The 26,383-nt window shown below is 68.2% G+C and carries 22 protein-coding genes; 8 read left to right on the plus strand and 14 right to left on the minus strand.

Features of this window, described 5'->3' with window-relative positions; all coding sequences use genetic code 11:
- The 10 genes from BW730_RS09645 to BW730_RS09690 all read right to left on the minus strand — a co-directional run bounded on the left by BW730_RS09645 (window position 1) and on the right by BW730_RS09690 (window position 11,263).
- On the minus strand, window positions 1-795 hold the full coding sequence (locus BW730_RS09645; RefSeq protein WP_077686054.1) for a GNAT family N-acetyltransferase: 795 nt from the start codon (window positions 793-795) through the stop codon (window positions 1-3).
- 99 nt (window positions 796-894) lie between these two features.
- Window positions 895-1,971, minus strand: a complete 1,077-nt coding sequence (locus tag BW730_RS09650) for an adenosine deaminase (RefSeq protein WP_077686055.1) — start codon at window positions 1,969-1,971, stop codon at window positions 895-897.
- Window positions 1,972-2,017: 46 nt separating this feature from the next.
- The gene (locus tag BW730_RS09655; protein ID WP_077686056.1) at window positions 2,018-2,404 is read right to left on the minus strand and encodes a cytidine deaminase; all 387 of its coding nucleotides are present in this window, start codon (window positions 2,402-2,404) and stop codon (window positions 2,018-2,020) included.
- The gene (locus BW730_RS09660; protein WP_077686057.1) at window positions 2,404-3,699 is read right to left on the minus strand and encodes an ABC transporter permease; all 1,296 of its coding nucleotides are present in this window, start codon (window positions 3,697-3,699) and stop codon (window positions 2,404-2,406) included. Before BW730_RS09660 ends, BW730_RS09655 begins: the two co-directional genes overlap by 1 nt.
- Entirely contained in the window at window positions 3,696-4,880 is a 1,185-nt protein-coding gene (locus tag BW730_RS09665) for an ABC transporter permease (RefSeq protein ID WP_077686058.1), read from the minus strand. Before BW730_RS09665 ends, BW730_RS09660 begins: the two co-directional genes overlap by 4 nt.
- Window positions 4,873-6,447, minus strand: a complete 1,575-nt coding sequence (locus BW730_RS09670) for an ABC transporter ATP-binding protein (protein WP_269466647.1) — start codon at window positions 6,445-6,447, stop codon at window positions 4,873-4,875. The genes BW730_RS09665 and BW730_RS09670 overlap by 8 nt, the downstream gene beginning before the upstream one ends.
- 134 nt (window positions 6,448-6,581) lie before the next feature.
- The gene (locus BW730_RS09675; RefSeq protein WP_077686060.1) at window positions 6,582-7,721 is read right to left on the minus strand and encodes a BMP family lipoprotein; all 1,140 of its coding nucleotides are present in this window, start codon (window positions 7,719-7,721) and stop codon (window positions 6,582-6,584) included.
- Between the two features lie 145 nt (window positions 7,722-7,866).
- The gene (locus BW730_RS09680) at window positions 7,867-9,087 is read right to left on the minus strand and encodes a phosphotransferase (RefSeq protein ID WP_077686061.1); all 1,221 of its coding nucleotides are present in this window, start codon (window positions 9,085-9,087) and stop codon (window positions 7,867-7,869) included.
- On the minus strand, window positions 9,080-10,393 hold the full coding sequence (locus BW730_RS09685) for a hemolysin family protein (RefSeq protein WP_418082011.1): 1,314 nt from the start codon (window positions 10,391-10,393) through the stop codon (window positions 9,080-9,082). Before BW730_RS09685 ends, BW730_RS09680 begins: the two co-directional genes overlap by 8 nt.
- Window positions 10,394-10,414: 21 nt before the next feature.
- A complete protein-coding gene (locus BW730_RS09690) occupies window positions 10,415-11,263 on the minus strand; it encodes a formyltetrahydrofolate deformylase (protein ID WP_226997213.1) in 849 nt (282 codons plus the stop codon).
- A 202-nt stretch (window positions 11,264-11,465) separates the two neighbouring features.
- On the opposite strand from BW730_RS09690, the gene BW730_RS09695 reads away from it, so the two are divergent.
- Window positions 11,466-11,816 carry a DUF485 domain-containing protein gene (locus tag BW730_RS09695; RefSeq protein WP_077687601.1) on the plus strand — a complete coding sequence of 117 codons (351 nt, stop codon included), beginning with the start codon at window positions 11,466-11,468 and terminating at the stop codon, window positions 11,814-11,816.
- Window positions 11,813-13,420 (plus strand): solute symporter family protein, encoded by a 1,608-nt coding sequence (locus BW730_RS09700; protein WP_158522580.1) that lies wholly within the window; start codon window positions 11,813-11,815, stop codon window positions 13,418-13,420. Before BW730_RS09695 ends, BW730_RS09700 begins: the two co-directional genes overlap by 4 nt.
- A gap of 64 nt (window positions 13,421-13,484) precedes the next feature.
- Here BW730_RS09700 and BW730_RS09705 read toward each other — a convergent pair whose 3' ends face one another.
- Together BW730_RS09705 and BW730_RS09710 are read right to left on the minus strand one after the other, a co-directional pair.
- Window positions 13,485-14,474 (minus strand): malate dehydrogenase, encoded by a 990-nt coding sequence (locus BW730_RS09705; protein ID WP_077686063.1) that lies wholly within the window; start codon window positions 14,472-14,474, stop codon window positions 13,485-13,487.
- Window positions 14,475-14,546: 72 nt separating this feature from the next.
- Window positions 14,547-15,203 carry a vitamin K epoxide reductase family protein gene (locus BW730_RS09710; RefSeq protein ID WP_077686064.1) on the minus strand — a complete coding sequence of 219 codons (657 nt, stop codon included), beginning with the start codon at window positions 15,201-15,203 and terminating at the stop codon, window positions 14,547-14,549.
- A gap of 153 nt (window positions 15,204-15,356) precedes the next feature.
- Between BW730_RS09710 and BW730_RS09715 the strand changes: the two genes are divergently transcribed.
- Window positions 15,357-16,637 (plus strand): PrsW family intramembrane metalloprotease, encoded by a 1,281-nt coding sequence (locus BW730_RS09715; protein ID WP_158522582.1) that lies wholly within the window; start codon window positions 15,357-15,359, stop codon window positions 16,635-16,637.
- Here BW730_RS09715 and BW730_RS09720 read toward each other — a convergent pair.
- Window positions 16,625-18,001 carry a family 4 glycosyl hydrolase gene (locus tag BW730_RS09720; RefSeq protein WP_077686066.1) on the minus strand — a complete coding sequence of 459 codons (1,377 nt, stop codon included), beginning with the start codon at window positions 17,999-18,001 and terminating at the stop codon, window positions 16,625-16,627. The two genes, BW730_RS09715 and BW730_RS09720, sit on opposite strands and share 13 nt — an antisense overlap.
- A complete protein-coding gene (locus BW730_RS09725; RefSeq protein ID WP_077686067.1) occupies window positions 17,998-18,765 on the minus strand; it encodes a DeoR/GlpR family DNA-binding transcription regulator in 768 nt (255 codons plus the stop codon). Before BW730_RS09725 ends, BW730_RS09720 begins: the two co-directional genes overlap by 4 nt.
- 104 nt (window positions 18,766-18,869) lie before the next feature.
- Here BW730_RS09725 and BW730_RS09730 point away from each other — a divergent pair, with 104 nt between their 5' ends.
- From BW730_RS09730 to BW730_RS09750, 5 genes are all read left to right on the plus strand, one after another.
- A complete protein-coding gene (locus tag BW730_RS09730) occupies window positions 18,870-20,246 on the plus strand; it encodes an ABC transporter substrate-binding protein (RefSeq protein ID WP_077686068.1) in 1,377 nt (458 codons plus the stop codon).
- A gap of 8 nt (window positions 20,247-20,254) precedes the next feature.
- Window positions 20,255-21,151, plus strand: a complete 897-nt coding sequence (locus tag BW730_RS09735) for a carbohydrate ABC transporter permease (protein WP_226996684.1) — start codon at window positions 20,255-20,257, stop codon at window positions 21,149-21,151.
- Entirely contained in the window at window positions 21,148-21,957 is an 810-nt protein-coding gene (locus BW730_RS09740) for a carbohydrate ABC transporter permease (protein ID WP_077686070.1), read from the plus strand. The genes BW730_RS09735 and BW730_RS09740 overlap by 4 nt, the downstream gene beginning before the upstream one ends.
- Entirely contained in the window at window positions 21,954-23,138 is a 1,185-nt protein-coding gene (locus BW730_RS09745; protein WP_077686071.1) for a carbohydrate kinase family protein, read from the plus strand. The genes BW730_RS09740 and BW730_RS09745 overlap by 4 nt, the downstream gene beginning before the upstream one ends.
- 232 nt (window positions 23,139-23,370) lie before the next feature.
- Window positions 23,371-26,370, plus strand: a complete 3,000-nt coding sequence (locus BW730_RS09750) for a PIG-L family deacetylase (RefSeq protein WP_158522584.1) — start codon at window positions 23,371-23,373, stop codon at window positions 26,368-26,370.
- The last annotated feature ends 13 nt before the right edge of the window (window positions 26,371-26,383 follow it).

Genomic DNA, 26,383 nt, shown 5'->3' on the forward strand with positions numbered 1-26,383 from the left:
TCAGCGGGGGCGCGACAGGTAGCAGTAGCGGTGGTGCTCCTCGAAGCCCTCGGACGCGTACAGGGAGATCGCAGCGGCGTTTGACTCCTCGACCTGCAGCGCCGCGAATCTGGCACCGAGCCGCGCCGCCTCTGCAAGCAGAGCCCGCGTGATCCGACGGCCGAGGCCACGGCCGCGCTCCCGCTCGATGACCGCCACGCACGTGAGCACGGCCCACTGACCCGCCACCGCGACCCGGCCCGCCGCCCGCTCGTCCAGCCGAAGGTACCTGGCGGGCGCAGCCGTCACCTCCGAGAGCAGGCCCCCCGAGACCCCGCAGATCGACCGCCACACCCCGTCTGGAGCATCCTCCCCCACGACCTCCGGGTCGGCAGCGGGTGGCCCCGCCACGGACCGGGTCTGGACGATCGTGGGCTTGGCTGCCACGAAACCGGCGGCCAGCGCCTCGGCGGCCCGCCTGCCGTCAACGACGGCCTGCAGCGTCACGGGGCCCTCGTACCAGCCCCCGGCGAGCGAGAGGGCCTCCTCGAACGGCACCTCGGGGTCCCCGACGGCGAGCACCGAGTTGGCGCGCCCCGTCACGCCGCTGCCTTGCCGAAGCACCCACCCGCCGAGCCGCGCGCGACGCAGCCCCGGCCAGGTGGGGTCGAGCGCCCGCTCGAGGGACTCCGCGCTCGAGGCCGGCAGCACGACCCGTTCAGGCACCTCACGGATCGTCTCGACCTCCGGGCGCGGCACCCACACGGCGCCGCGCTCCTCCGGAAGCACCACCAACCATTCCTGGTTGGCGGCCACCAGGTGCCCGACGACGTCGCTCAGCCCGCCGCCTGGCTGCCTGCGGCGCAGGCTGATCCGCCGCGACGAGGCGTCGGGGCGGGGACGATCTGGCGCATCTCAGAGATCGCGGGCCGCGGCGTAGGCGGGGCGGATCACCTCGCGCACGATCGACTCGCGCTGGTCGTGCGGCAGGAAGGCCGCGCGCATCGCGTTGACGGTGGTCAACTCGATGTCGTCCAGGTCCCAGTTGAAGGTCTCCACGAGCCGCTCGTACTCGCGCGCCATGGTGGTGGCGCTCATCAACCGGTTGTCGCAGTTGATGGTGACGTTGAAGCCGAGGTCCTTCAGCAGTTCGACAGGATGGTCCTTCATCTCGGCGGCGATCCCGGTCTGCAGGTTCGACGACGGCGCGACCTCCAGCGCGATCCGGGCGTCGCGCACGTAGCCCGCGAGCCGCCCGAGCCGCGCGGAGCCGTCCTGGATCTCGATGTCCTCGACGATCCGCACGCCGTGGCCGAGCCGGTTCGCCCCGCACACCTGCACCGCCTCCCAGATCGACGGCAGGCCGAAGGCCTCGCCCGCGTGGATGGTGAAGAACATGTTGTTGCGCTTGAGGAAGTCGAAGGCCGGCTCGAAGCGCGACGGCGGGAAGCCGTCTTCCGCGCCCGCGATGTCGAAGCCGCACACCGAGTCGTCCCGGTAGGCAAGCGCAAGTTCGGCGATCCGCAGCGTCGGCTCCGCGTGCCGCATCGACGTGACGATCTGGCGCGCCACGATCTTGTTGCCCTGCCCCGCGGCCTCACGCATGCCCTCCGCGAGCCCGTCGCGGACCGCCTCGACGGCCGCCTCCGGGGTCAGGCTCAAGCGCAGGTGCTGTTCGGGCGCCCAGCGTGCCTCCGCGTAGACGACGCCGTCCGCCGCCTGGTCGACGACGAACTCGCGGGCGACCCTGCGCAGGTGCTCGGCGGTCTGCATCGCGGCGACCGTGTGCTCGAACGTCTCCAGGTAGCGCACCAACGACCCCGAGTCGGCCGCCTCATAGAACCAGGCGCCGAGCCGGTCCGGGTCGGTGGAGGGCAGCGCGTGCCCCACCTCCGCGCAGTGCTCGATCACGGTGGAGGGGCGCAGCCCGCCGTCGAGGTGGTCGTGCAGCGCGACCTTCGGGAGCGTACGGATCACGTCGGCAGTCAGCATGGGGACAATCTAGTGGGCGTGCCCCGGGCTGTCAGGTCGCGGGGTGTCAGGCCAGGTCGCCCGGCCCGAAGGCCTGAGGCAGCATCTCGTCCATGGTGCGCAGCCCGTCGGGGGTCTGCAGCACCAACTCGTGGCCGCCGTGCTCGAAGAGCAGTTGGCGGCACCGCCCGCATGGCGTGATGATCTCGCCCCTGCCGTTGACGCAGGTGAACGCCACGAGCCTCCCACCGCCGGTGGCGATCAGCGTCGAGACGAGGCCGCATTCGGCGCAGAGCGTCACGCCGTAGCCCGCGTTCTCCACGTTGCAGCCCACCACGACCCGGCCGTCGTCGACGAGCGCTGCCGCGCCGACCTGGTAGTTGGAGTACGGGGCGTAGGCGCGCGCTGCGACGGCGTCCGCCTCGGCCTTGAGCGCCTCCCAGTCGATCACCATCAGTGGCTCTTCACGAAGTGCGCGCCGTCGGCTGCGGGTGCCCGCACCCGTCCGACGAGCCCCGCGACGGCCACGATGGTGGCCAGGTACGGCAGCATCTCGATGAAGTCGCTTGGGATCGGAAGTGCCATGCCCTTCGTCGTCTGGGCAAGCGCCCGGGCGAAGCCGAAGAACAGCGCGGTCGCGGCCCCGAGCAGGGGATGCCAGCGGCCCATGATGACCGCCGCGAGCGCGATGAAGCCGTTGCCCGCCGTCGGGTTGTTGTCCTGATACGCGCCGACCGATCCGAGCGTGAAGTAGGCGCCGCCGAGTCCGGCGAAGACGCCGCCGAGCAGCACCGCGGAGGCCTTCGTCCAGATCACGTTGATGCCGACGGTGTCCGCGGCATGCGGGTGCTCGCCGACCGCGCGGACCCTGAGGCCCCACTTGGTGCGGAACAGCAGGAACCACACGATGAAGATCGAGATGAACGCCAGGTAGGTCAGGAGGCGCTGCTGGAACAGCAGCGGCCCGAAGAACGGGATGTCGCTCAGCACCGGGATCTTGATGGGCTGCATGGCCTTGACGCTGTTGTAGGTGGCCTGGTCCTTCGCGACCAACTGCTGGTAGATGTAGCCGGTGAGGCCGGCCGCAAGCACGTTGATCACGACGCCGATGATGACGTGCTCGACCAGGTAGCGCAGCGTGAACAGCGCGAGCACGCCCGCCATCATGAGGCCAGCGAGCGAGGCGCCGATCAGGGCGGCGAAGGTGCTCTTGGTCAGCGAGAAGGTCAGCGCCGCCGCGAAGGCTGCGGTGAGGAACATGCCCTCGATGGCGATGTTGACCACGCCAGCACGCTCGGCAAGGACGCCCGCCAGCACGCCGAACACCAGGGGCGTTGCGTACTCGAGGGTGAGCTGCAACTGCATCGACAGCGTGAACGGGCTCTCCGAGCTGGCACCGGCCCACACGATGAAGCCGACGAGGATGCCGACGCCCGCGACGACGGCGGCGACGGTCCGCAGGTTCTTGCTGAGCCGCCCGCTGAGGTAGCCGACGCCCGCGGCGATCACCAGCACCGCGCAGCCGAGCACCGTCGCGGTGCCAGGCAGTTGCAGCGTCGGCAACTGCACGTCGTCGAGCAGGTTGGACAGCGCGATGGCGGCGTCCTTGTGGACGGTGAATGCCATGATCAGCAGCGCGATGCCCAGCACGGTGACGAGCGCGCCCGTCGAGATGCGCTGGTTGCGGGCCTGCGGGGACTCGACCCTGCGCACCTCTGGCAGGTCGACGGAGGTCGTTTCGGTGCTCATGCTTCGGCCACCTTCGCGGACGGGACGTTCTCGTTGCGGACCTTGCGTTCCTTGAGGAACGGCAGCAGCCAGGCCACGAAGGCCGGCGCGGCGACGAACAGCACGATGAGCGCCTGGATCAGGTCGGTCAGTTTGTCTGGGGTGTCGGCCATCGTGATCATGGTGCGTCGCGACGCTTTGAGTGCGCCGAACAGCAGACCGGCGAAGATCACCCCGATGGGCTTGGAACGACCGAGCAGCGCGACGGTGATCGCGTCGAAGCCGAGCGTTCCGATCACGTTGTCTGTCATCTGGGGCGGGAAGCCGGTGAGCCGCTCGGGAGCGGTCACCATCATGACGCCCGCCAGTCCGCCGAGGGATCCGGCGATGGCCATGGTCATCATCGTCACGTTCGGCACGCTTGCGCCTGCGGTGGCTGCGGCATTCGGGTTCAGGCCGATGGCCTTGAGGTGCACGCCGAACTTGGTGCGCTCGAGAACCCACCACACGACGACCGCCGCGGCGATCGCGATGAAGAAGCCGAGGTGCAGTCGGGTGCCGTCGAGCCTTGGCATCGTCGCGGTCCACTCGAGGACGGGAGAGATCGGGTCCGAGCGACCCGGGTCCTTCATCCACGTCTGCTTCATCAGGTAGGCGAGCAGGTTCACCGCGATGTAGTTCATCATGATGGTGAGGATGACCTCGTGGGCGCCGGTGCGTGCCTTCAGCACGCCGACGATGCCACCCCACACGGCGCCTGCCAGCATGCCGATGATGATGACGAGCGGGAGGTGGATGAAGATCGGCAACCCCGTGAAGGTGAAGCCGGCGTAGGCGGCGGTCATGGCGCCGACCATCGACTGGCCCTGCGCGCCGATGTTGAACAGGCCGGCGCGGAACGCGATCGCGACGGCGAGGCCGGCGCAGATCAGCGGGGCAGCGGCGGCCGTGGTGTCGGTGATCGCGACCCAGGAGCCCATCGAGCCGACCCACATCGCGTAGAACGTCGACGAGATCTTCTCCCAGGAGGCGCCGAGCGCGTCACCAGGGCGGGAGAAGAAGTAGGCCCACTTGGAGGCGACCTCGGCGTCGGCGAAGACCATCACGATGGCGCCGAGCGCGAAGGCGAGGACAAGCGCAGCGACCGTGATGATGGCCGACTGGATCCATGCCGGCCGCGGTGCGGAGACCTTCTCACTCATTGCTGTGGACCTCCTGGACCGTAGCGACTGCATCTTCATGGTCGATGCCTGCCATCATCAGGCCAAGCACATCGCGTGGCGTGTCGGGGGCGACGAGTCCGACGATCTTGCCGCGGTACATCACGGCGATCCGGTCGGCGAGGGACTCGACCTCCTCCAGTTCCGTGGAGATGATCAGGACGGCGGTGCCCTGGTCGCGCTCCCGCACGATCCGGCTGTGCAGGAACTCGATGGCGCCGACGTCGACGCCCCGGGTCGGCTGGCTGGCAAGCAGCAGCGACAGCGGGCGTGACAGCTCGCGGGCGAGCACCACCTTCTGCTGGTTGCCGCCCGACAGCGCGCGGACGGGCTGCGTGTAGGAGGTGCAGCGGATGTCGAACTCGGTGACCCGCTCCTCCGCGTTAGCGGCGATGGCCTTGAGGTTCAGGGCGCCGAGCCGCGAGTACTGGTCGAGGTTGTCGAGGACCAGGTTCTCCGCGATGGAGAACTCGCCGACGAACCCGTCGCGATGCCTGTCCTCTGGGACGAACCCCAGGCCCGCCTTGAGCGTCCTGGCGGGCTTGGCGCGGGTGATGTCGACGCCGTCGAGGTCGATGGTGCCCTTGAGCGGAACCATGGTGCCGAGGATGGTCTCGGCCAGTTCGGTCTGCCCGTTGCCCTGAACGCCCGCGATACAGACGATCTCGCCGGCGCGGACGGTGAGGCTCAGGTCGTCGACGGCGACGGCGCCGGACGGATCGGCGACGGTCAGGTTCTCGATGACGAGTCGCTCGGCTCCGGGCTCCGAGACGTCCTTTGTCACCTGGAGCGACACGTTGCGGCCGACCATCATGGAGGCCAACTCCGCCTCGGGCGCTGAGGGATCGGCCTCGCCGACCACCTTGCCGCGGCGGATCACCGTGATGTCGTCCGCGACGGCGCGGACCTCGCGGAGCTTGTGGGTGATGAACACGATCGCCTTGCCCTCGTCGCGCAGGGACTGCATGACGACCATCAGTTCGTCGATCTCCTGCGGCGTCAGGACGGCGGTCGGCTCGTCGAAGATGAGGTAGGTGGCGCCCTTGGCGAGCGCCTTGAGGATCTCGACCCGCTGCTGGATGCCGACGGGAAGGTCCTCGACCAGTGCGTCGGGGTCGACGTCGAGCCGGTAGCGGTCGCTGAGCTCGCGCACCAGTTTGCGCGCCGAGTTCAGGTCAAGCATGCCGCCGGAGCCGGGCTCGTTGCCGAGCACCATGTTCTCGGCGACGGTGAACACGGGAATCAGCATGAAGTGCTGGTGGACCATGCCGATGCCTGCCGCCATGGCCTGCTTCGGGTTGGTCAGATGGAGCGGCTCGTCGCCGAGCCGGATCTCGCCCTCGTCAGGCTCGAGAAGCCCGAACACGATGTTCATGAGGGTCGACTTGCCCGCACCGTTCTCACCCAGCAGGCAGTGGATTCTGCCGGGCACCACATCGATGGTGATGGAGTCGTTGGCGGTCAGAGACCCGAATCTTTTCGTGATGCCGTTGAGGGAAAGCACGGGGGCCCTGCCCTCGGTCGCGATCACTTCTTGTGTCTCGGTCACGTCGAAACATCCTCCTTCGCCGACGGTGGCGTGGGGTTAGCGTAGCGGTTTGGAACCTGCCCGCGTGTGTAGGGGCAGAAGGGAGGAGGGGCGCTTTGCAGCGCCCCTCCCCCTAGCGATCAGCCGTGGTCAGCTCACTTGGGCTGGCTCGGGGACTTGATCGTGATCTTGCCGCTGATGATGTCGGCCTTGACCTGGTCCAGCTCAGCCTGCAGGCCCTCGGGCAGCTTGTCGGCGAAGTCGTGGAAGTCCGCGAGCGAGACGCCGTCGTTCTCCAGGGTTCCGACGTACGCGTCGGAGCTGAACTTGCCGTCCTTGGCCGCCGTGATCGCCTCGAACACGGCAACGTCCATGGCCTTCTCGACCGAGGTGACGATCTGCGGGCCGTACTCGGGAGCCGAGACGAAGCCGTCGGTGTCGACCCAGATGGCGTTGACCTTGCCACCGGACTCCTGGGCCGCCTGCAGCGCGCCGATGCCGGCGGGGCCGGCGACAGGCATGATGATGTCGGCGCCCTGGGCGATCAGGGTGTTGGCGGTGTTCTTGCCACCGGGGATGTCACCGAAGGGGTTCTGGCCGCCGATGAACTGGCCGTCCTGCTTGGCCTCGTCCCAGCCGAGGACCTTGACGCTGGTGCCCTTGGCCTCGTTGTGGTAGGCGACGCCCTCGGCGAAGCCGTCCATGAAGATGGAGACGGTCGGGTAGTTGGCGCCACCGAAGGTGCCGACGGTGCCGGTCTTGCTCATGGCGGCGGCGGTGTAGCCGGCCAGGAACGCGGGCTGGGCGGTGTTGAAGATCAGGCCCTTGGCGTTGGTGACGCCCTCGAAGGAGGAGTTGTCGACGATCGCGAAGTTCACATCGGGGTGCTGCTTGGCGGCGGCCTCGGTGGCGCTGGCAAGGGCGAAGCCGACGGTGACGATGATGTTGCACTTGGCGTCGATCATCGACTGCACGTTGCCCGCGTACTCGGACTCGGCGTTGGATTCGATTTCCTTGGTCTGGATGCCGAGCTTGTCCTTGGCGTCCATCAGGCCCTTGTAGGCCGTCTCGTTGAAGGACTTGTCGTCGAAGCCACCGGCGTCGGAGACCATGCAGGCGAGGAAGTTGGCGGCGTCGCCACCACCGTCGGTGGCTGCGGGCGACGAGGTGTCGGCGGGGGTGCTCGCCTTGTCGGTGGGAGCGGGAGAGCCTTCGGACGGCGGCGCGGCGCAGCCGGCGAGGGCGAGGGCAGAGGCGCCGGCGATGGCCAGGGCGCTCAGCAGGGACTTCTTCACGAAGGGATCCTCCTAGGAGATGACTTTGGGCAGAGTCGACCATACCGCCGCGCACCGCGGAAGTCGTCCTTGGAGGATGGAAAGTTATAGACCCGCAACAATAGGCCGGGCCTCACCCCGCGGGATGAGTGACCGCAGTGTGGACTCACCCGTTGGGGGTAACCTGCCGGACCAGCGCCCCGGCCGATCGGACCATGCCGATGGTCTGCTCCCGCCAGTCGATCTCCTGGCCGCGATACGGGCCGGTGGCAAGGGAGATCACCACGGCGGCTGCCCTGAGCCGCAGTTCGACGGGGTCGACGCGGCGGTCGAAGACGGGGACCCAGCGGGCGAGCAGGTCCCGCACCTTCGCCTCCTGCTGCTGGTTCATCCGTTGGATGGTCGACAGGTGCCCGATCAGGCAGGCCAGGTCGTCCGCCCGGCGGCCGGGGCCGATGGTGTCGACGTCGAGCATGCCGACCACGCGTCCCCCCGCGACCCGCAACTGGCCCTCGTGGAAGTCTCCGTGGGTCGGCTCGTTTCCGAGCGGGAAGCGGGCGAGCCCCGTCGAGATCTGGTTGGAGAGCCAGCCCAACTCGTCGCCGAGTTCCGGCAGGGTCGCCGAGACCATCCTCGCGTAGTGCCCCACCGCGTCGGACCACGGAGGGCGCCGCTCCAGCGCCGCCACCGAGGCGGGCATCGCGTCGAGCAGATTGATCAGTTCCTCCGGGCTGCACGGATCGCCCGGCTCGAACAGTGCCCGCGCCATCGCCATGCCCGGCAGTTCGCGCGTGACGAGCAGATGGTCGGCCGTCGTCAGCGCCACCTCGGGCGCGGGGAGCCCCGCCTGCCGGAGCAGTTGGTGCTTGTGGTGGATGTCGGCGAACACCTTCTCGCGCAGCACCTTGACGTAGAACACCTCGCGGGGGTCGTTGACGACGACCTTGACGACGGCCCGCCTCCGCGGCCGGTAGGCGATCATCGACAGCGACAACTGCTCGGCGGTGACCGGGCGGGTCAGCACCGTCCCCGCGTTGAGGGTCTCGGCCATCCGGTCGGGGAACGCCGCCCTGGGCAGGCCCAGGAGGTCCGGGTCGTTGGGGTAGAGCCAGACGGCGACCTTGCGGTGGCCGTCCTCGAAGATGTCGGCCCGTGCGTCGCTCGGCGAGAGGTCGCCGGTGCGGGCGCTGACGCCGAGCAGTTCGGTCCGCTCGCCGTGCGGCCATGCGACCTGCGCGACATAGGTCGCGGTCGTGGACTGCTCGGGGGCCGCGTCGACGTGGTCGAGCGACCAGGTGAGCAGTTGGCCCCCTTGATGCTCCACCGCGGCGCGCAGCAGCGGCTCGACCCGGGGGCCGGTCAGGAGTCGTGCGCCGTCGTCAGGCATCGTCCACCTCGAGCACGGCGGCGCGGCGCACCGCGAACCACGAGGCGCGGCGCCCGTCGACCGCCGTTACCTCCAGCGTGAACCTGGCGTGCGGAGCCTCCGCGTCATGTTCCGGAGGGAGGCTGAACTCTACGGTGGCCCCGAGTTGCGGGACCTGCCCGGACTCGGCCATGAAGAAGCCAGCGACGGTGTCGTAGGGGCCCTCCGGCATGGTGTAGCCGGTCAGCTCCTCGAACTCCTCGATGGTGGTGAGCCCGTCAAGTTCGTCCACCTCACGCCGCTCCGCGTCGTCTGGCACGTCGTATTCGTCGGTGATGTCGCCGATCAGTTCCTCGACGAGGTCCTCGATCGTGACGATGCCCGCGGTGCCGCCGTACTCGTCGCGCACGATGGCCATGTGGGAGCGGGCGGCGCGCATCACGCTGAGCGCGCGCAGGATCTTGACGGTCTCCGGCAGGGAGAGGACGTCGCGCACCAGCGTGCGGACGTCGCCGTCGCGGGCCGAGCCCTCCACATCCATCAGGTCGCGCACGTGGATGAAGCCGAGGATCCGGTCGTTCGAGCCGTCCGTGACGGGATAGCGGGAACGGGGGGCGCCGCGGACCTCGCGGTAGGCCATCCCGATGGGCATGTCCGCTGGCAGGAAGTCGACCTCGGTGCGGGGCACCATCACCTCGCGCAGCGACCTCTCCCCGGCGTCGAACACCTCGTCCACGATGGAGCGCTCGACGTCGCCGAGCGTCGCGGAACTGGAGACCATCGCGCGCAGCTCTTCGTCGCTGACCTGGTCCTTCGCCCGGTCGGGGTCCCCACCGAGCAGCCGCACCAGGAAGTTCGTGGAGACATCCAGGAACCAGATCAGGGGGCGCGCGAGCGTCGCGATCCCGGACACGAGCGGGGCAAGGCCCAGCGCGAAGGACTCGGCGCGCTGCATCGCGAGCCGCTTGGCCGTCAGCTCACCGATCACGATGGAGAAGTACGAGATGACCACCGTGACAAGCACCAGCGCCGCAGGCGCTGCCACCGACTGTGGGACGCCCCACGAGACGAGCACCGGCGCCATCGCCTCCGCGATCGTGGCGCCGCCGAAGGCCGCCGACAGCATCCCGGAGACCGTGACGCCGATCTGGACGGCGGAGAGGAACAGGTTCGGGTTGCTGGTGAGTCGCTCGATCGCCCGGCCGCGCTTGCCCTTGGTGGCGAGCTGCTTCACCTGGCTCTCGCGTAGCGTCACCATCGCCATCTCGGCGGCGGCGAAGGTGCCGCCCACCAGGATGAAGACGAAGATCAGGGAGATGTCGGCCAACACGGGAGGCTCTCTCCCCCGTTACCGGAAGATGACGGTGCGGTCACCGTCGGCCAGGACGCGATGCTCGGCGAACAGGCGGACCGCCTCCGCCAGGGTCTGCGACTCCTGCGCCTGCCCCTTTCGCATCAGCTTCGCCACGTTCATGGTGTGGTCGACGCGCACCACGTTCTGCTCGATGATCGGGCCCTCGTCCAGGTCGCTCGTGACGAAGTGGGCCGTCGCGCCGATCAGCTTCACGCCACGGGTGTGCGCCTGGCGGTACGGGTTTGCGCCCTTGAAGCCGGGCAGGAACGAGTGATGGATGTTGATGGCGCGCCATGCGAGGAAGTCACACAGCTCGGGGCTGAGGATCTGCATGTAGCGGGCCAGCACCACCAGTTCGATGCCCTCGTCCTCGACGACCTGCCGGACCCGCGCCTCGAAGTCGGGCTTGGTCTCGGGGGTGACGGCGTGGCTCTCGAAGTCGACGCCGTAGAAGGCCGCCATCGGGGAGAGCACCTCGTGGTTGGCCATGATCCGCACCACGTCGATGGGCAGTTCGCCGCCCTGCCTCCTGAACAGCAGGTCGTTCATGGCGTGGCCCGCCTTGGAGGCGAGCAGCAGCGTGCGGACGGGGCGGTTGGCGTCGTCGACCCGCAGGTGCGCGTCGAAGCCTGCCGTTGCGTCGACGACGGCCCGCTCGAGCGCCACGCGATCCTGGGCGTCGACGGCGACGCGCGTGAAGAAGTGGCCGGTGTCGGGCGAGGAGAACTGCTGCAGCTCGGTGATGTTGCCGCCGACGGCGACGATCGCGCCAGTGATCGCGTGGACGATGCCGGGACGGTCGGGGCAGTCGAGCGTGACGACGAGCTGATCCATGGGCGCAATGCTAGCGCCCCCGGCGCGGCGGCCCCCACGCGTGACGGCGCGGTGTCCACTGCACGGGACGCGTCGCACCAAACGAAGGTGACAAACGCACTGAGTCAACCAAAGGCAATCATTTCGTCGATATTGCGCACTTCGACTGCACAGGTTGCTAGTGTCGCGTTCGCGCAATGAGGCGCACCCCTTCGGAGGAGAGCTCAACGCCATGACCGACCCCCACCAGCCTTCGACCCCGGGAATCATCTCGGCCGAGGAGTTCCATCGAGTCCAACAATCGCCAGAGTTCTCACGGCTGCGCAGGACGTTCCGGTCCTTCGCCTTCCCGATGACCGCGGTCTTTCTGGCCTGGTACCTCGCCTACGTCCTCGCCTCGATCTTCGCCAAGGACCTGATGATGACGAAGGTGGCGGGAAACATGACCGTCGGCCTGCTGTTCGGCATCGCGCAGTTCGCGAGCACGTTCCTCATCACGGGACTCTACATCTGGTACTCGACCAAGAAGGTCGACCCCATCGCAGAGAAACTGCGTGACGAACTGGAGGCCAGCGCACGATGATGTGGCTGCTCGAGACCCGGCTCGGAAATCCGGTCATCAACATCGGGATCTTCGCCACGTTCGTGGTCGTGACCCTCTTCATCGTGATCCGCGTCACCCGCGGAGGCAAGAAGAAGGCGGGCGACTTCTACACCGGCGGCGCGCAGTTCGACGGGCGCCAGAACGGCTTCGCGATCGCGGGCGACTACCTCTCCGCGGCGTCCTTCCTCGGCATCGTCGGGGCCGTCGCCCTGTACGGCTACGACGGCCTGCTGTACTCCGTCGGCTTCCTGGTCGCCTGGCTCGTGGCGCTGCTGCTTGTCGCCGAACCGCTGCGTAACACCGGCAAGTACACGATGGCCGACGTGCTGAGCTTCCGGATGCGCCAGAAGCCGGTCCGCCTCGCCGCCGCCACGTCGACACTCGCGGTGACCTTCTTCTACCTGCTCGCCCAGATGGCGGGCGCGGGCGCGCTCGTGTCGCTGCTGCTCGGCATCTCGTCGGTCATCGGCCAGAACATCGTCATCGCGATCGTCGGCCTGCTGATGGTCGGCTACGTGTTGATCGGCGGCATGAAGGGCACCACGTGGGTGCAGATGATCAAGGCGGTGCTCCTGATCGCGGGCGCCCTCGCCATGACGGTGTGGGTGCTGGCGAAGGTCGGCTTCAACATGTCATCGCTGCTCGGCGAGGCGATCGCGAAGTCGGCCGGCGACGGCTCGAAGATCGACCTGCTCGCACCCATGGAGAAGTACACCGATCCGGTCGCGCTGGTCTCGATGGGCATCGCTCTGGTGCTTGGCGCCTCCGGCCTGCCGCACGTGCTGATGCGCTTCTACACCGTGCCCACCGCCAAGGAGGCGCGCCGCTCGGTGACCTGGGCCATCGGCCTGATCGGGGCCTTCTACCTGTTCACGATGGTGCTCGGCTACGGCGCCGCCTGGCTGGTCGGCCCGAAGATGATCGCGGAGATGCCCGGCGGGGCCAACGCGGCCGCCCCCGCGCTCGCCTACGAACTGGGCGGCACCGTCCTGATGGCCGTCATCGCGGGTGTCGCGTTCGCGACCATCCTCGCTGTGGTCGCAGGCTTGACGATCACCGCGTCGGCGTCCTTCGCGCACGACATCTACAACTCGGTGTTGAAGGACGGCAAGGCCGACCCCGCCAAGGAGGTCAAGGTCGCCAGGTGGACGTCGGTGACGATCGGCGTGATCGCCATCATCGGCGGCATCGCGGCCAACGGCCAGAACGTGGCCTTCCTGGTCGCGCTGGCCTTCGCGGTCGCCGCGTCGGCGAACCTGCCGTCGATCCTCTACTCGCTGTACTGGAAGCGGTTCTCCACGGCGGGCGCCGTGTGGTCGATCTTCGGCGGCCTGATCACCGCCGTGGTGCTGATCATCTTCTCCCCCGCGGTGTCCGGCACCAAGGGTTCGATGTTCCCGAACCTGGACTTCGCCTGGTTCCCGATCGACTCCCCGGCCATCGTGTCGGTGCCCGTCGGGTTCTTCCTCGGCTGGTTCGTCTCGATCATCAAGCCCGACGGCTCCGCTTACGCAGACCAGTCGGCCGAGATGGAGGTCAGGTCCATGACCGGCGCAGGCGCGGCTGGCGCGCTGGACCACTGAGCCCCGCAGAAGCGAAGCGGCCCGCCCCATTCAGGGGCGGGCCGCTCGGCGTTTCGGGCGAGGCTCAGATCAGGCCGAGTTCGGTGACGGCGTTGCGCTCGTCGACCAGTTCGGCGACCGATGCGTCGATCTTCGCGCGGGAGAAGTCGTTCAGCTCGAGGCCCTGGACGATGGAGTACTCGCCGTCCTTGACCGTGACGGGGAACGACGAGATGAGACCCTCGGGCACGCCGTAGGAGCCGTCGGACGGCACGGCCATCGAGATCCAGTCACCCTCCGGGGTGCCGAGCACCCAGTCGCGCATGTGCTCGACGGTGGCGTTGGCGGCGGAGGCGGCCGACGAGAGCCCGCGGGCCTCGATGATCGCTGCGCCGCGCTTGGCGACGGTCGGGATGAAGGTGTCCTCGATCCAGGCCTGGTCGTCGACCAGCTCAGCGGCGTTCTTGCCGCCGACCAGCGCGTTGAATAGGTCGGGGTACTGCGTCGCCGAGTGGTTGCCCCAGATGGTCATGTGGCTGATGTCGTTGACGGAGACGCCCAGCTTCTGCGCGAGCTGCGTGAGCGCGCGGTTGTGGTCGAGGCGGGTCAGCGCGTTGAATCGCTCGGCCGGGATGTCGGGGGCGTTCTTCGAGGCGATCAGCGCGTTGGTGTTGGCCGGGTTGCCGGTGACGAGCACCTTGATGTCGTCGGCGGCGACCTCGTTGAGGGCCTTGCCCTGCGCGGTGAAGATCGCGCCGTTGGCGGAGAGCAGGTCGCCGCGCTCCATGCCCGCCTTGCGGGGCATGGCGCCGACCAGCATGGCCAGGTTGACGCCGTCGAAGACCTTCTTGGGGTCGTCGCCGATCTCGATGTTGACGACATTGCCGAACGCGCAGTCGTCCAGTTCCATCACGACGCCCTCGAGCGCCTTCAGGGCTGGCGTGATCTCAAGGAGACGCAGTTCGATGGGGCGATCGCCGAGCAGCGCACCGCTGGCGATGCGGAACAGAAGGCTGTAGCAGATCTGGCCTGCGGCGCCGGTTACGGCGATCTTGACGGGAGCCTCAGTGCTCACTTCTCGTTTCCTCTCATAGGTCCTGTGGCCACGACTTTACCGCCCCGCAGGGGGTGCAACACCAGCGCCCTGTCAGAAGACCCGGAAGCCCCACTTCAGGAGTTCGATGACGACGACGACGGCGAGCCACGCCATCAGCGTGATGCTCATCCAGCCGTCGCGGGCGAACTTCCTGAGCTTCTCGAGCAGCCCCGGTGAGACGTAGAGGTTGCCCTCAAGGATGTTCCAGTGCGTCATCGACCAGAACACGAACGTCGTCGAGATGGTCACGAGCACGCACCAGGGGCACAGCGCCCCGATCACGAAGGTCGACTGGAACAGCAGCCAGTAGGCGAAGATCACGCCGAGCAGGTAGACGACGTTCGCCGTGAACATGAACCACTTGGGGAACCTGGTGCGGAACAGCGACGCGACGGCGATGGTCATCACCACCGGCTCCGAGATCAGGCCGAGGAAGGCGTTCGGGAAGCCGAACACGTTGGCCTGCGGCGTCAGCCCCACCTTTGCGCAGTCGAAGATGTCGTTGATCGAGCACGCCAGCGCCGTGTCCGGGTCCTTGGCGAGCAGGATCGCGTCGTAGCTGAGCACGAACGACGCGACAAGGCTCAAGGTCGCAAACAGCAGCATCTCGCCGAACAGGAAGTAGCGGCTGCGGTCGGGCGGCATCTCTCGCGGGTCGACGGGGCGTGCGTCGGCCTGGGTGGCTGCACCCGGCGCTTCGGTAGGCATGCTCCACATCCTAATCAGCCTCCGCAACCAGACTTCCCCAGCCACCGGACCATGCTCGCCTTACGCTGGGGCGGTGAGCCTTCCACCCCAGAACGAGTTCCCCCGTCGCTCCGGCGGCGCCCCGGCCAGCCCGGCGCCCCGATGAACGGCCCGATGACGGGCGCTCCGGGGTACCCACCGCCCGCCTTTCCCGGGCAGTTCCCGGCTCCCGGCCAGCCGCAGGCCGGTTACCCGATCCAGGGCCCGTTCCCCGGGCCTCCCGGACAGCAGTTCCTGATCTCCCAGCCCCCGCGGCAGCAGCGCAAGACCCAGGCTTTCGTGCTTCCCCTGCTGATCGTGATCTTCGGGGCGATCGGCACGCTGATCGGCATGCTGGTGATGCTCAACCGGCCACCGGTGATGTCCCTGCTCGCCGTCGGCGTCTTCTCGGTCGTCGCCGGGCTCGGCGTGCTGTTTCTGAAGTCGTTGGACAAGTGGGAGCCGGAGCCGCCGCTGTTCGTGATCGGCGCGTTCCTGTGGGGTGCAGGGATCTCGGCCTTCATCAGCGGCATCGTCAACACCGTCGTGCTGCTCACCACCGAGGACTGGGCGCTGACCGCAAGCTACTCGGCGCCGCTGATCGAGGAGTCGACCAAGGCCGCCTTCCTTGTGGTGGTGCTGCTCACGTCGAAGCGCGCCCGCGCGGAGTTCAACTCGTTGACCGACGCGATCATCTACGGCGGCATGGTCGGGCTCGGCTTCTCCTGGATCGAGAACATCGGCTACGCGTTGCAGCCTGAGACCATCGGCGAGGGCATCCAGACGATGCTGGTGCGGCTGATCCTGGTGGCGTTCCTGCACCCGATGCTGACGATCATCGTCTCGATCGGCATCTGGCTCGGCTTCAACGCCCGCGGCGCCATGAGGCTGCTGTTCCCGTTCCTCGGCTGGTGCGCGGCCGTGCTGCTGCACTTCGTGCACAACACCTCGTCCAGGCTGTTCGGCCCCAACGGGCTGTTCATCACGGCGGGCCTGGAGATCATCGTCTTCACGCTGCTGATCGTGCTGGGCGTGATGTCGCGCAACCGCGAGAAGGCGACGGTGCTCGCCCAACTCCCGGTGCTGGTGCACTTCGGCTGGATCACCGCGAGCCAGGCGGGCTGGCTGGCCGACCTCGGCAGGCGCAAGGCCACGATCGGCAGCGCGCAGGGTCAGGACAAGGCCCTGCTGAGGGACTTCGTCCAGAACGCCACGGAACTGGCGCTGCTGCGCGGTCGGCTCGACAAGCTCACCACCGGCGAGCCGCCCGCCGGCTGGCTCGCCGCGCACCGCGAACTGGTCGACCTGCTCCTCGAGCAGCGCCCGCAGGTGCAGCGGGCGCTCGGTGAGGGTAGCTGGCAGCCCATGCAGTCGCGCCCGGGCGACAACTGGGGATCCTTCGCCTACCGGGGCTGAGCGAACAACTCCTGAAGCTGCGGGTGGGCCGCGATGTAGCCGTCGAGCAGTTGCCGCCCCAGCCGGGGCGAGTTGACCAGCGGGTGCAGCGAGAAGCCGACCCAGGCGCGTTCGGTGTCGCCGGTGGCGGCCGCCTCCGCGATCGCCTGCTCCGAGGCGCGCAGCCGGGCCATGATGCCAAGCTCGCTCAGCCCGAGCGGCGCGACCGGCTGGGGGTGCACCCCGTCGGCGTCCACGACACAGCCGACCTCGACGACGACCTCGTCGGGCAACTCGGGCACGACGCGCGGGTGCGATCCCCCGTTGCCGACGTCGAGGATCATCCGCTCCGGCCTGCCGGTGGCGAGCGCGTTCATCAGCCGCAACGCAACCTCCTGGTAGCCGCCGCCCGCGACGTCCTCCTCGCGGCGCTCCTCGTCCGCGTCGCGGCTCTCGGCCATGTAGGTCGACTCGCGCTCGTGTAGCGCGTCCTTCCACGCGTCGAGCGGCGAGTCCGCGGCCTCGACCCGCTTGTAGAAGTCGGCCTGCTGGCGGGCAAGGTACTGCCCGCGGGTCTCGTCGGCGGCGACGATGTTATGGACCGCCTCCTCCGTCTTCCAGTAGTAGTAGAGGTACTCGTTGGGAAGGGAGCCGATGGCGCGGACGAAGTCCTTGCCGACGACGCGCGCCTCCTCGATCTGGTCGAGCAGTTCGTCGGATTCGATCACCTCGGGCAGCCTGTCGACGCCGTCGATGGTGACGGAGCGCAGCCAGCCGAGGTGGTTCAGGCCGATGTAGTCGTAGGCGATCCGGTCCTGGTCGTCCTCGAGCGAGGCGCCGAGCACGCGGGAGACGCGACGCACCAGCCCGATGGGGGTGTCGCAGATGCCGACGACCCGGTCGCCCAGGAACTCGCGCATCGCCTGCGTGACGATGCCCGCCGGGTTGGTGAAGTTGATCGTCCACGCGTTGGGAGCGACCTCCGCGATGGTCCTGGCGACCTCGCGCATCACGGGGATGGTGCGAAGCGCGTAGGAGAGCCCGCCCGGGCCGATGGTCTCCTGGCCGAGCAGCCCGAGGTCGAGCGCGACCCGTTCGTCCTTGATGCGCCCCTCGGTGCCGCCGACCCGGATCGCGGAGAACACGAAGTCCGCGTCGACGAGCGCCTCACGAAGGTCGGTGGTGTAGCCGACGCGCGGCGGATCGTCGAAGTCGGCCGAGTGCTTGTCGATGACGCGCCGGATCGCGTCGAGCCGGTCGTGCGAGGAGTCGTGCAGGACGATCTCGTCGATCGTGACGGAGTCCGGGCCGAGCGCCGAACTGGCGACTGCGTCGTAGACGAGCGGGACACGGAAACCACCACCGCCGAGGATGACAAGTTTCATGGGACGAGGACCTCCAGGCTGGAATCGGGCGGGACGGTGAGCTGATCGGCCGTCGGTTGGCGGTCGGTGATGAGTCCGGTGAAGCGCGTCACGGGGTTGATCTCGAGGAATCCCACCCCGGGGAACTTAGCGTGATCGACGAGCAGCCAACTCCTGGTCGCGATGTCCATCATGGCGCGCTTGACCGGCACCTCACTCGGCGTGGAGTCGACGACGGCGCCGTCGGGTCGCACGCCCGCCGCGCCGAGGAAGGCGACGTCGACGCGGACCTGGCGCAGGCAGGACTCGGTCAGCACTCCGACCATCGACTCGTAGTTGGGGCGAAGCACGCCGCCCATCACGACCAGGTCGATGTTGGGCGCGTCCGCGAGCGATCGGACCACGGCGAGCGACGCGGTCACGACGGTGATGTCCTTGTTGCGCAGATAGGGGCACATGGAGAAGACGGTGGTGCCGATGTCGAGCGCGACGACGTCGCCGTCCTCGACAAGGCGGGCGGCGGCGCGGGCGATCGCCTGTTTCTCGGCGGGCTCCTGGGTCGCCACCACGTCGAAGGCCGAGGCATCCGCCTCGGGCCGGACGCTCCGCGGACGGCACGCTCCGCCGCGGACCCGGTCGAGGAGTCCGTTGTCGGCCAGGTGGTCGAGGTCGCGTCGAACGGTCGCCTCGGACACCCCAAGCGTCTTTGCCAGCTCCGGAACCGATGCCGAGCCCTGCTGGTAGACAAGCTCGACCGTCCGTCGCTGACGAACATCGGTCAGCATGGCTCGACCCTAGCAGCGAATTTAGAGCAGGATGGTAAAGATTCGAGCAAACCCGCGCAATTCATGGCATTATCGAGCCACGAGCTAGTCAAGGAGGACCAACCATGTCGTTTCGCCCGTTTACCCGCCGCAGCTTCGTGCTGGGTGCGGCCGGTGTGGCCGGTGCCGGCGTGCTGTCGGCGTGCGCGCCCGGCGAAAACGCGCCAACCCAGACCCAGAAGCCTGGCGGCACCAGCCCCAGCGCAGCAGCGTCGAAGGATCCGAGCCAGCTCGGTGACATCACGCTCGTCGTCTGGGACCAGGAGGTGCGGGGCAGCCAGAACGATGCACTGGTCGCCCTCAACAAGGCCTTCCAGGAGAAGTACCCCAACATCAAGATCGACCGGAAGTCGCAGTCGTTCGACGATCTGAAGGCGCAGGCCTCGCTTGCGCTCAGCGGCAACGACGTCCCCGACGTCATGCAGGTCAACAACGCACGCGCCGACATGGGCCAGTTCGTCAAGGCAGGCCAGTTGACCGACCTGTCGCCGTTCGCGGCCACCTACGGCTGGGAGGACCGCTTCCCGACCTCCGTGCTGTCGAAGGTGCGCTACAGCGCCGACGCCAAGACCTTCGGCGAGGGCAACCTGTACGGCCTGCCGCAGACCGGCGAGATCGTCGGCATCTTCTACTCGCAGAAGAAGCTTGACGCGCTGGGCGTCAAGGCCCCCACCACCTGGGACGAGTACTTCGCGGCGCTCGATGCCGCGCTGGCGAAGGGCGAGCAGCCCATGGTGCTCGGCAACGTCGACAAGTGGCCGGCGCTGCACGTCTTCGGCCCGCTGCAGGCCAAGTACGTCGCCCCCGACGAGATCGTCAAGCTCGGCATGGGCAACGCGGGCGCGTCGTGGACCGACGAGCCGAACAAGGCTGCGATGAAGCAGTTCGCCGACTGGGGCTCGAAGAAGTACTTCGGCGGCTCCCCCAACGGCACCGACTACGACGCGGCGTGGAACGACTTCACGAAGGGCACGGGCGTGTTCCTGCCCGGCGGCTCGTGGCTCGGCACCGACATGGAGGCCGTGATGGGCGAGGACCTGCACTTCATCGCTCCCCCGCCCGCCGTCGACGGCAAGCTTGCCACCACCGGAGGCACCGGCATCCCGTTCGCGATCCCGGCCAAGGCAAAGCAGGTCGAGGCGGCCGCCGCCTACATCGACTTCATCACGACCTCCGACGCCATGAAGCTGATCGCCGAGAACGGCGGCTTCCCGGTGCTCGACACCGCCTCGCTCGCGCCGGAGAAGGGCGTCCAGAAGGAGATCTTCGAGGCCTTCGACAAGGTCTCGCAGGAGGGCACGCTGCTGCCCTACCTCGACTACGCGACGCCGTCGTTCTCCGACACTGCTGGCCAGGGCCTGCAGGAGGTCCTCGGCGCCCAGCGCACCCCGGATGAGGTGCTCGCCGACTTCGAGGCCGACTACAAGGAGTTCACGGGATAGTGAGTGCCGTGGCGCGGAAGCGGCGGGAGGCTCCCTCGGCGGTCGTCCGAGGGAGGCTCACGCCCTACCTGTATCTCCTACCGGCGTTCCTGGTCTACGCGGGCTTCCTGCTGTACCCGCTGCTCAGGGCCGCTCAGTTCTCGCTCTACGACTGGCCCGGCTTCGGCCCGTCCACGTTCGTGGGGCTCGGCAACTACGTCGACCTGCTGAGCGACCGCCGCTTCCTCGCCGCCGTCACCCACGCCCTCACCCTGATCATCTTCTACTCGATCCTTCCGCTGGTCGTCGGGCTGGTGCTTGCCGCGATCCTGCGCCGCGGCAAGGTCAAGGGGCTCGGCGTCTTCCGAGTCCTGATCTTTATGCCCCAGGTGATCGCGCTGGTCGTGGTCGCCGTGGCCTGGTACCAGATCTACGCCCCCAACGGTTATCTGAACGCGCTGCTCTCGGCCGTCGGCCTCGAGGGCCTCACCCGCGGCTGGCTCGGTGACCCGACGTTCGCGCTCCCCGCCGTGGGCATGGTCGGCTTCTGGCTGCAGACCGGCCTGGTGATGCTGCTGCTGCTCGCGGGCATGGGACGCATCCCCAACGACCAGTACGAGGCCGCCCGGCTCGACGGCGCAGGCCCCATTCGCGAGTTCTTCGCCATCACGCTTCCCGCCGTCAAGGCCGAGATCACCACGGCACTCGTGTTGACGATCATCGCCGCCCTGAAGACATTCGACCTGGTCTACGTCACCACCGGCGGCGGCCCCGGCACCGCGACGACCGTCCCGAGCTACGAGGTCTACAACCGGGCATTCAACCTCAAGGAGGTCGGCTCCGCGTCCGCGGTCGCCGTCGTCCTGACGATCCTGGTGTTCCTCATCAATGTCGTCGTGTCGCGCATCGGGGAGGAGAAACGATGAGGGTCTCCGCTCTCGAGAAGACGGCCAACTACGTCATCTTGTCCCTGTTCGCGCTCTATGCGATCTTCCCCATCGTCACGATCGCCGTGACCGCCCTTCGCCCGAAGATCGGCGTGACGGACCCCGGGCTGCACATCGAGAACTTCGCCGAGGCGTGGGAGTTGGGCAAGTTCGGCTCGGCGCTGACGAACTCCGTGCTCGTGGCCCTCCTCGTGGTGAGCGTCGCCCTGACCTTCTCCGTCCTGGCCGGCTATGCGTTCGGGACGATGCGGTTCCGCGGCTCCACGTTCCTGTTCTACCTGTTCCTGCTCGGCCTGATGGTCCCGGCGGAGGCCATCGTCATCCCGCTGTTCTTCGACCTGCGCACGCTCGGCCTGACCGACACCATCTGGGCGGTCGCACTGCCGCAGATCGCGCAGTCGGTCGCGTTCGGCACCTTCTGGATGCGCAGCCAGTTCCGGGCGATGCCGCCCAACCTGATCGAGGCCGCGTCCATCGACGGGGCCGGCGGCTTGAGGGCGCTGGTGCGGATCATGATCCCGCCCGCGCTCCCGTCCATCGCAACGGTCGCCGTCCTGATGTTCATGTGGACCTGGAACGAGTTCCTGATCCCGCTGGTGATGAGCCCGTCCGGCGTCTGGCGCACCGCGCCGCTCGGCCTGTCGATCTTCAAGGGCCAGTACACGGCCGACCACGCGCTACTCTCGGCGGCCGGCGTCATCATCGCGGCCCCCATCGTCGTCGCGTTCCTGTTCCTGCAACGCTATTTCATCAACGGCATGCTCGAGGGGGCTGCAAAGGAATGACCGATCACGCGCATGACGAGCACGACCACGACGAGCAGCAGTGCGAGAGTTGCTGGTCCTGGGACCCACTCGCCTCGTCCAGGAAGGATGGCGAGCCGCCGCTCGACGTCCTCACCACGGGGCCGCTGTTCTTCGACCTGATCTTCTCGGGGCTGCCACGACTCCCAGACCCGGGCGAGGAGTTGTACTCGTCCGGCATGGGCTCCTGCCCCGGCGGGATCGCGAACCTTGCGACGGCGACCGCTCGGCTCGGGCTGCGCACCGGCCTCGTGACGGGGTTCGGCGACGACGCCTACGCCGACTGGATGTGGGACGTGCTCTCCAACGACGAGCACATCGACCTGTCCGCCTCGCGGCGCTTCCCCAACTTCCACTCGGCGATCACCGTCTCGATGGCGTTCAGCGGGGACCGGGGCATGGTCAGCCACGCCCACGACCTGCCCGAGCCGATGGACGCGGCGCTGCTCGAGGCGCCCGCGGCCCGCGCCGCGGCCATCGACCTGAACTCGGTCGGCCCGTACTGGCAGAAACTGCAGGAGCGCGGCACGCTGCTGTTCGCCGACATCGGCTTCGACGAGACGGGCAAGTGGGACCAGGCGACCCTCGCGCCGCTCGAGTTCTGCCACGCCTTCACGCCCAACGCGGTCGAGGCCATGGCGTACACGCGGACGGAGCGCCCGACGGAGGCGGTCCGTAAGCTCGCCGACCTGGTGCCGCTTGCCGTGGTGACCGACGGCGTCGGGGGCAGCTTCGCGATCGACGGGTCCACGGGCGAGGAGGCGTTCTGTCCCTCCGTCCCGGTCGACGCGATCGACCCGACCGGCGCGGGAGACGTCTTCGCGGCGTCCATCGTGCTCGGCACCCTCGCGGGGTGGCCGCTGGAGGTCCGGCTCCGGTTTGCGTCGCTGTGCGCGTCGATGGCGGTGCGTCGCTTCGGAGGCTCGCTCGCCGCCCCCGGCTGGGGCGACATCGCGGACTGGTGGCGCACGGTCTCGAAGCAGGCGTCCGACGGCGACCTGCGGGCCGCGTACGTGGCGCGCGACTACGGCTTCCTGGGCGACCTGATCCCCACCCACGAGGTGCATGGCGTCCGCCGCGCCGAGGGGACCTTCGCGCTCGCGTCGCACCTTGGCTACCGTCCCGGCCGAGTCGAGGGCCTCACTCCCCCGCCCGCAAGCTGACGCCTCGGCCGACCTCGGCCTGCCCGCTCCGGGCCGGTCGAGGGTGGTTCGAGCGCGCCCGAAACCGACCCTCACACGAGCGTCGAAACGCGTGTGACAAGGTATTACACTAATTCAATCATTATCGAGCAAACCATTGCTATCTCCTGCAAATTCAGCCTAAAGTGAACGCGTCCAAGGGGACACAACTGGGTCGGACGACGTCGTCCGCATTCGGAAGGTGGATATGCACATGCAGAAAAGATCAACCGTCGGGAGACTCCTGGCCCTGGCTGGAGCTCTGACCATCGGCTTCTCGATGGCCGTGCCAGCCACGGCGAAGGAGAACAAACCCGCCCCGTCGTCCTCGGTAAGCACCGAGGCCACGGCGAGCAAGATCAACGTGATGGGGCTGTGGGCCCATCCCGACGATGACGCGTCGTTCATCACCCCGTGCGGCGTCTGGCACGAGCGCTACGACGTGCAGTGCGGCATCATCATCCTGACCCGCGGCGAGGGCGGCTCGAACTCCGTCGGCAGCGAGGCGGGACCCGACCTCGGCCTGAGGCGCGAGAACGAGGACCGCGCGTCGCACTACCGCTCCGGCACCCTCGACATCTACAACATCGACGCTGTCGACTTCTTCTACAACACCTCCGCCCCGCTCACCGAGGAGGTGTGGGGCTCTGAGCGCATCCAGCGCCAGGTCGTCCGGGTGATCCGGCAGACAAGGCCCGACGTGCTGGTCGGCTTCTCGCCGTCGATGGCCGTCGGCCACGGCAACCACCAGTACGCCGGGCGCGTGGTGTGGGAGGCCGCCGCGATGGCCGCCGACCCGACCAAGTTCCCCGAGCAACTCGTCGGGCCGGACGCCGTGAAGCCGTGGCAGGTCAAGACGATCACCTCGGGCGGCCAGACCACCGGCACCGGCGGCACCACAACGGCGGCCAACTGCAACGCCGGCTTCGTGCCCGCGGCCGACAACCCGTTCACGGTGGTCGGCACCTGGAGCGGCTACGACTCTCCGTACACGTGGCTCCAGGGCAACGTGCAGGGCCAGCCAGCAGGCACCAAGATGACGTGGGCGCAGACGGGACGCGAGGGCTTCATGGTCCACGCCACCCAGGCGCGGCCCAAGTTCACGGGCGTCTACGCCCCGCAGTGTCTCCGCTACGGCATCGCGCAGTCCGTCGTCCCGTTCCAGCCGAACGGCTCCGCTGGCAACGCGAAGGACGAGGCGATCCTGTACGGCTCGGTGCTTCCCGATCCCGGCGGCATGCCGCTCGGCTCGACCTACACCATCGAGACCAGCGACTACTTCCAGGCCCCTGGCGTGCCCTTCACCGTGAAGGTCTCCGCCAAGTCCGGCAAGGGAACGCTCGCCGCTGGCAACGTGGCGCTGAAGGTCCCCGCCGGCTGGCAGGTCAGCGGTTCCACCGCCCTCGGTCCCATCACCGACGGCGCGACGGCGAGCGTCACGCTCACCGTCACCCCGGCCGCCGACGCGCAACTCAAGCGCTATCCGATCTCGGCCACCTTCGGCAACGGCTCGGTCACCGCGTACAACGACACCCGCATCGAATTGGTGGCGGGCGTCGAGGGACGCTTCCAGCGTTGGGGGAACTACTCCGAGTACGACCAGTGGGCTGACGAGTTCAGCCACGTTGGCGGCCGTTCCAATGCGGAGCGGCAGATCGGGGCTGGAGAGTCCATCACGGTGCCTGTCGTCGTCAGCAACCGAACGACCACGGCCCAGTCGGGAACGGTCGCGCTGACCCTGCCAGACGGCATGACGGCCGACGCGGCGTCCAAGCCGTACTCCGGCCTGGCCGCGGGTGCAGACACGACGGTCAACTTCGTCGTCACGCACACCAACCCCGCCTCGCCCGCTGGCACCAACGCCAACATCACCATCACCACGACGGCGACCCAGGCGGCCTCGACGAGCACGGAGACGCTGAAGCTCTACGTCGTGCCGACCACCGTCATCCCACAGGCCGCGACGGCCCCGACCATCGACGGCGTCGCCGACGACGGGTACGGGCCTGCGCTCGACATCGGCCGCAAGTGGGAGGGTGCCGACTGTTCACCCAACGGCGTCGACTGCGGCAACGGCTCGACCATGCGGCTGAGCTGGAACGGCGACGACCTGTACGTGGTCGCCACCGTCGTCGACGACAAGGTGAGCGCGGCCGCCCCGCCGGAGCGCTGCTTCGGTCACTGGCTGGTCGACTCGGTGGAGGTCCTGCTCGACCCGGTCGGCGGGTCGCGCGACACGTCCACGACGTTCAAGTCGGGGATCCTGCCCTACACCGACGACCCGAGCGGGTCGGCGGGCAACGGGGCGGACGGCCCGTGCTGGAGCCGCGACGCGGACAACCATCAGGGGTTCTCCTCGGGGCCGCTCGCCTCGACAATCGAGGGCGCGCCGAACTCCCCCGGCCAGCAGGTCGCGGTCAAGGTGACGCGCAACGCCGACGGCACCTACGCCGGCGGTAGCTACACCGTCGAGACGAAGATCCCGCTGAAGAACCTGCCTGCCGCGGTCGTGACGGGCAAGGCCCCGACGGGCGCCCAGGCGAGCAACGACGTCGACCCCAAGTACCTGGGGCTCAACGTGACGCCGTACGACTCGGACGTGACCACCTACATCGGCAAGACGCGCACCGCGTGGTCGCCGTTCGGTAGCCAGCAGTCTGAGCCCTACCGTTGGGGACACGCCTACCTCGACGGCTACCAGGCTCCAGCCGACCGGTCCACGACCCCGGCGAAGCCGATCATCCCGAACACCGCGCTGATGGGTGTGGAGTCGCCGCAGACGATCTACCAGTCCGCAACGCGCGGCGTGTCGATCTCGGGCCTCCAGCCGAGCAGGGCGCTGAAGATCACGGGCGTCAAGACCAACCCGGCGCAGGCCATGATCGACCTGACGTCCAGCGAGGCGGGCACCCTGCGGGTCTACGCCTGGAAGGGCGACTACGGCATGGTCCCGGTGTGGAAGTCGAGCTGCAAGGGCGACACCCTCGGGTTCTCCACCTGCTCGCCCGACGACATCACGGCCGCGCCCTGGGGCACCGATATGGGTGGGCGTCTGCTCGACAGCCTCACCTACTCGGTGAAGCCGGGCAAGGACAAGATCCACTTCAAGATGTCGAAGCAGGTCAGCTCCGCGCTGGCCAACGGCGGCTCGCTTGTGATCTCGTGGCAGAGCGTAAGCGACGGCGTCAACGCGTGGTACTTCCCCGTGAAGTAGGCGCGCAGAAGGG

The sequence above is a fragment of the Tessaracoccus aquimaris genome (assembly GCF_001997345.1).
Taxonomy (GTDB): Bacteria; Actinomycetota; Actinomycetes; order Propionibacteriales; family Propionibacteriaceae; genus Arachnia; species Arachnia aquimaris.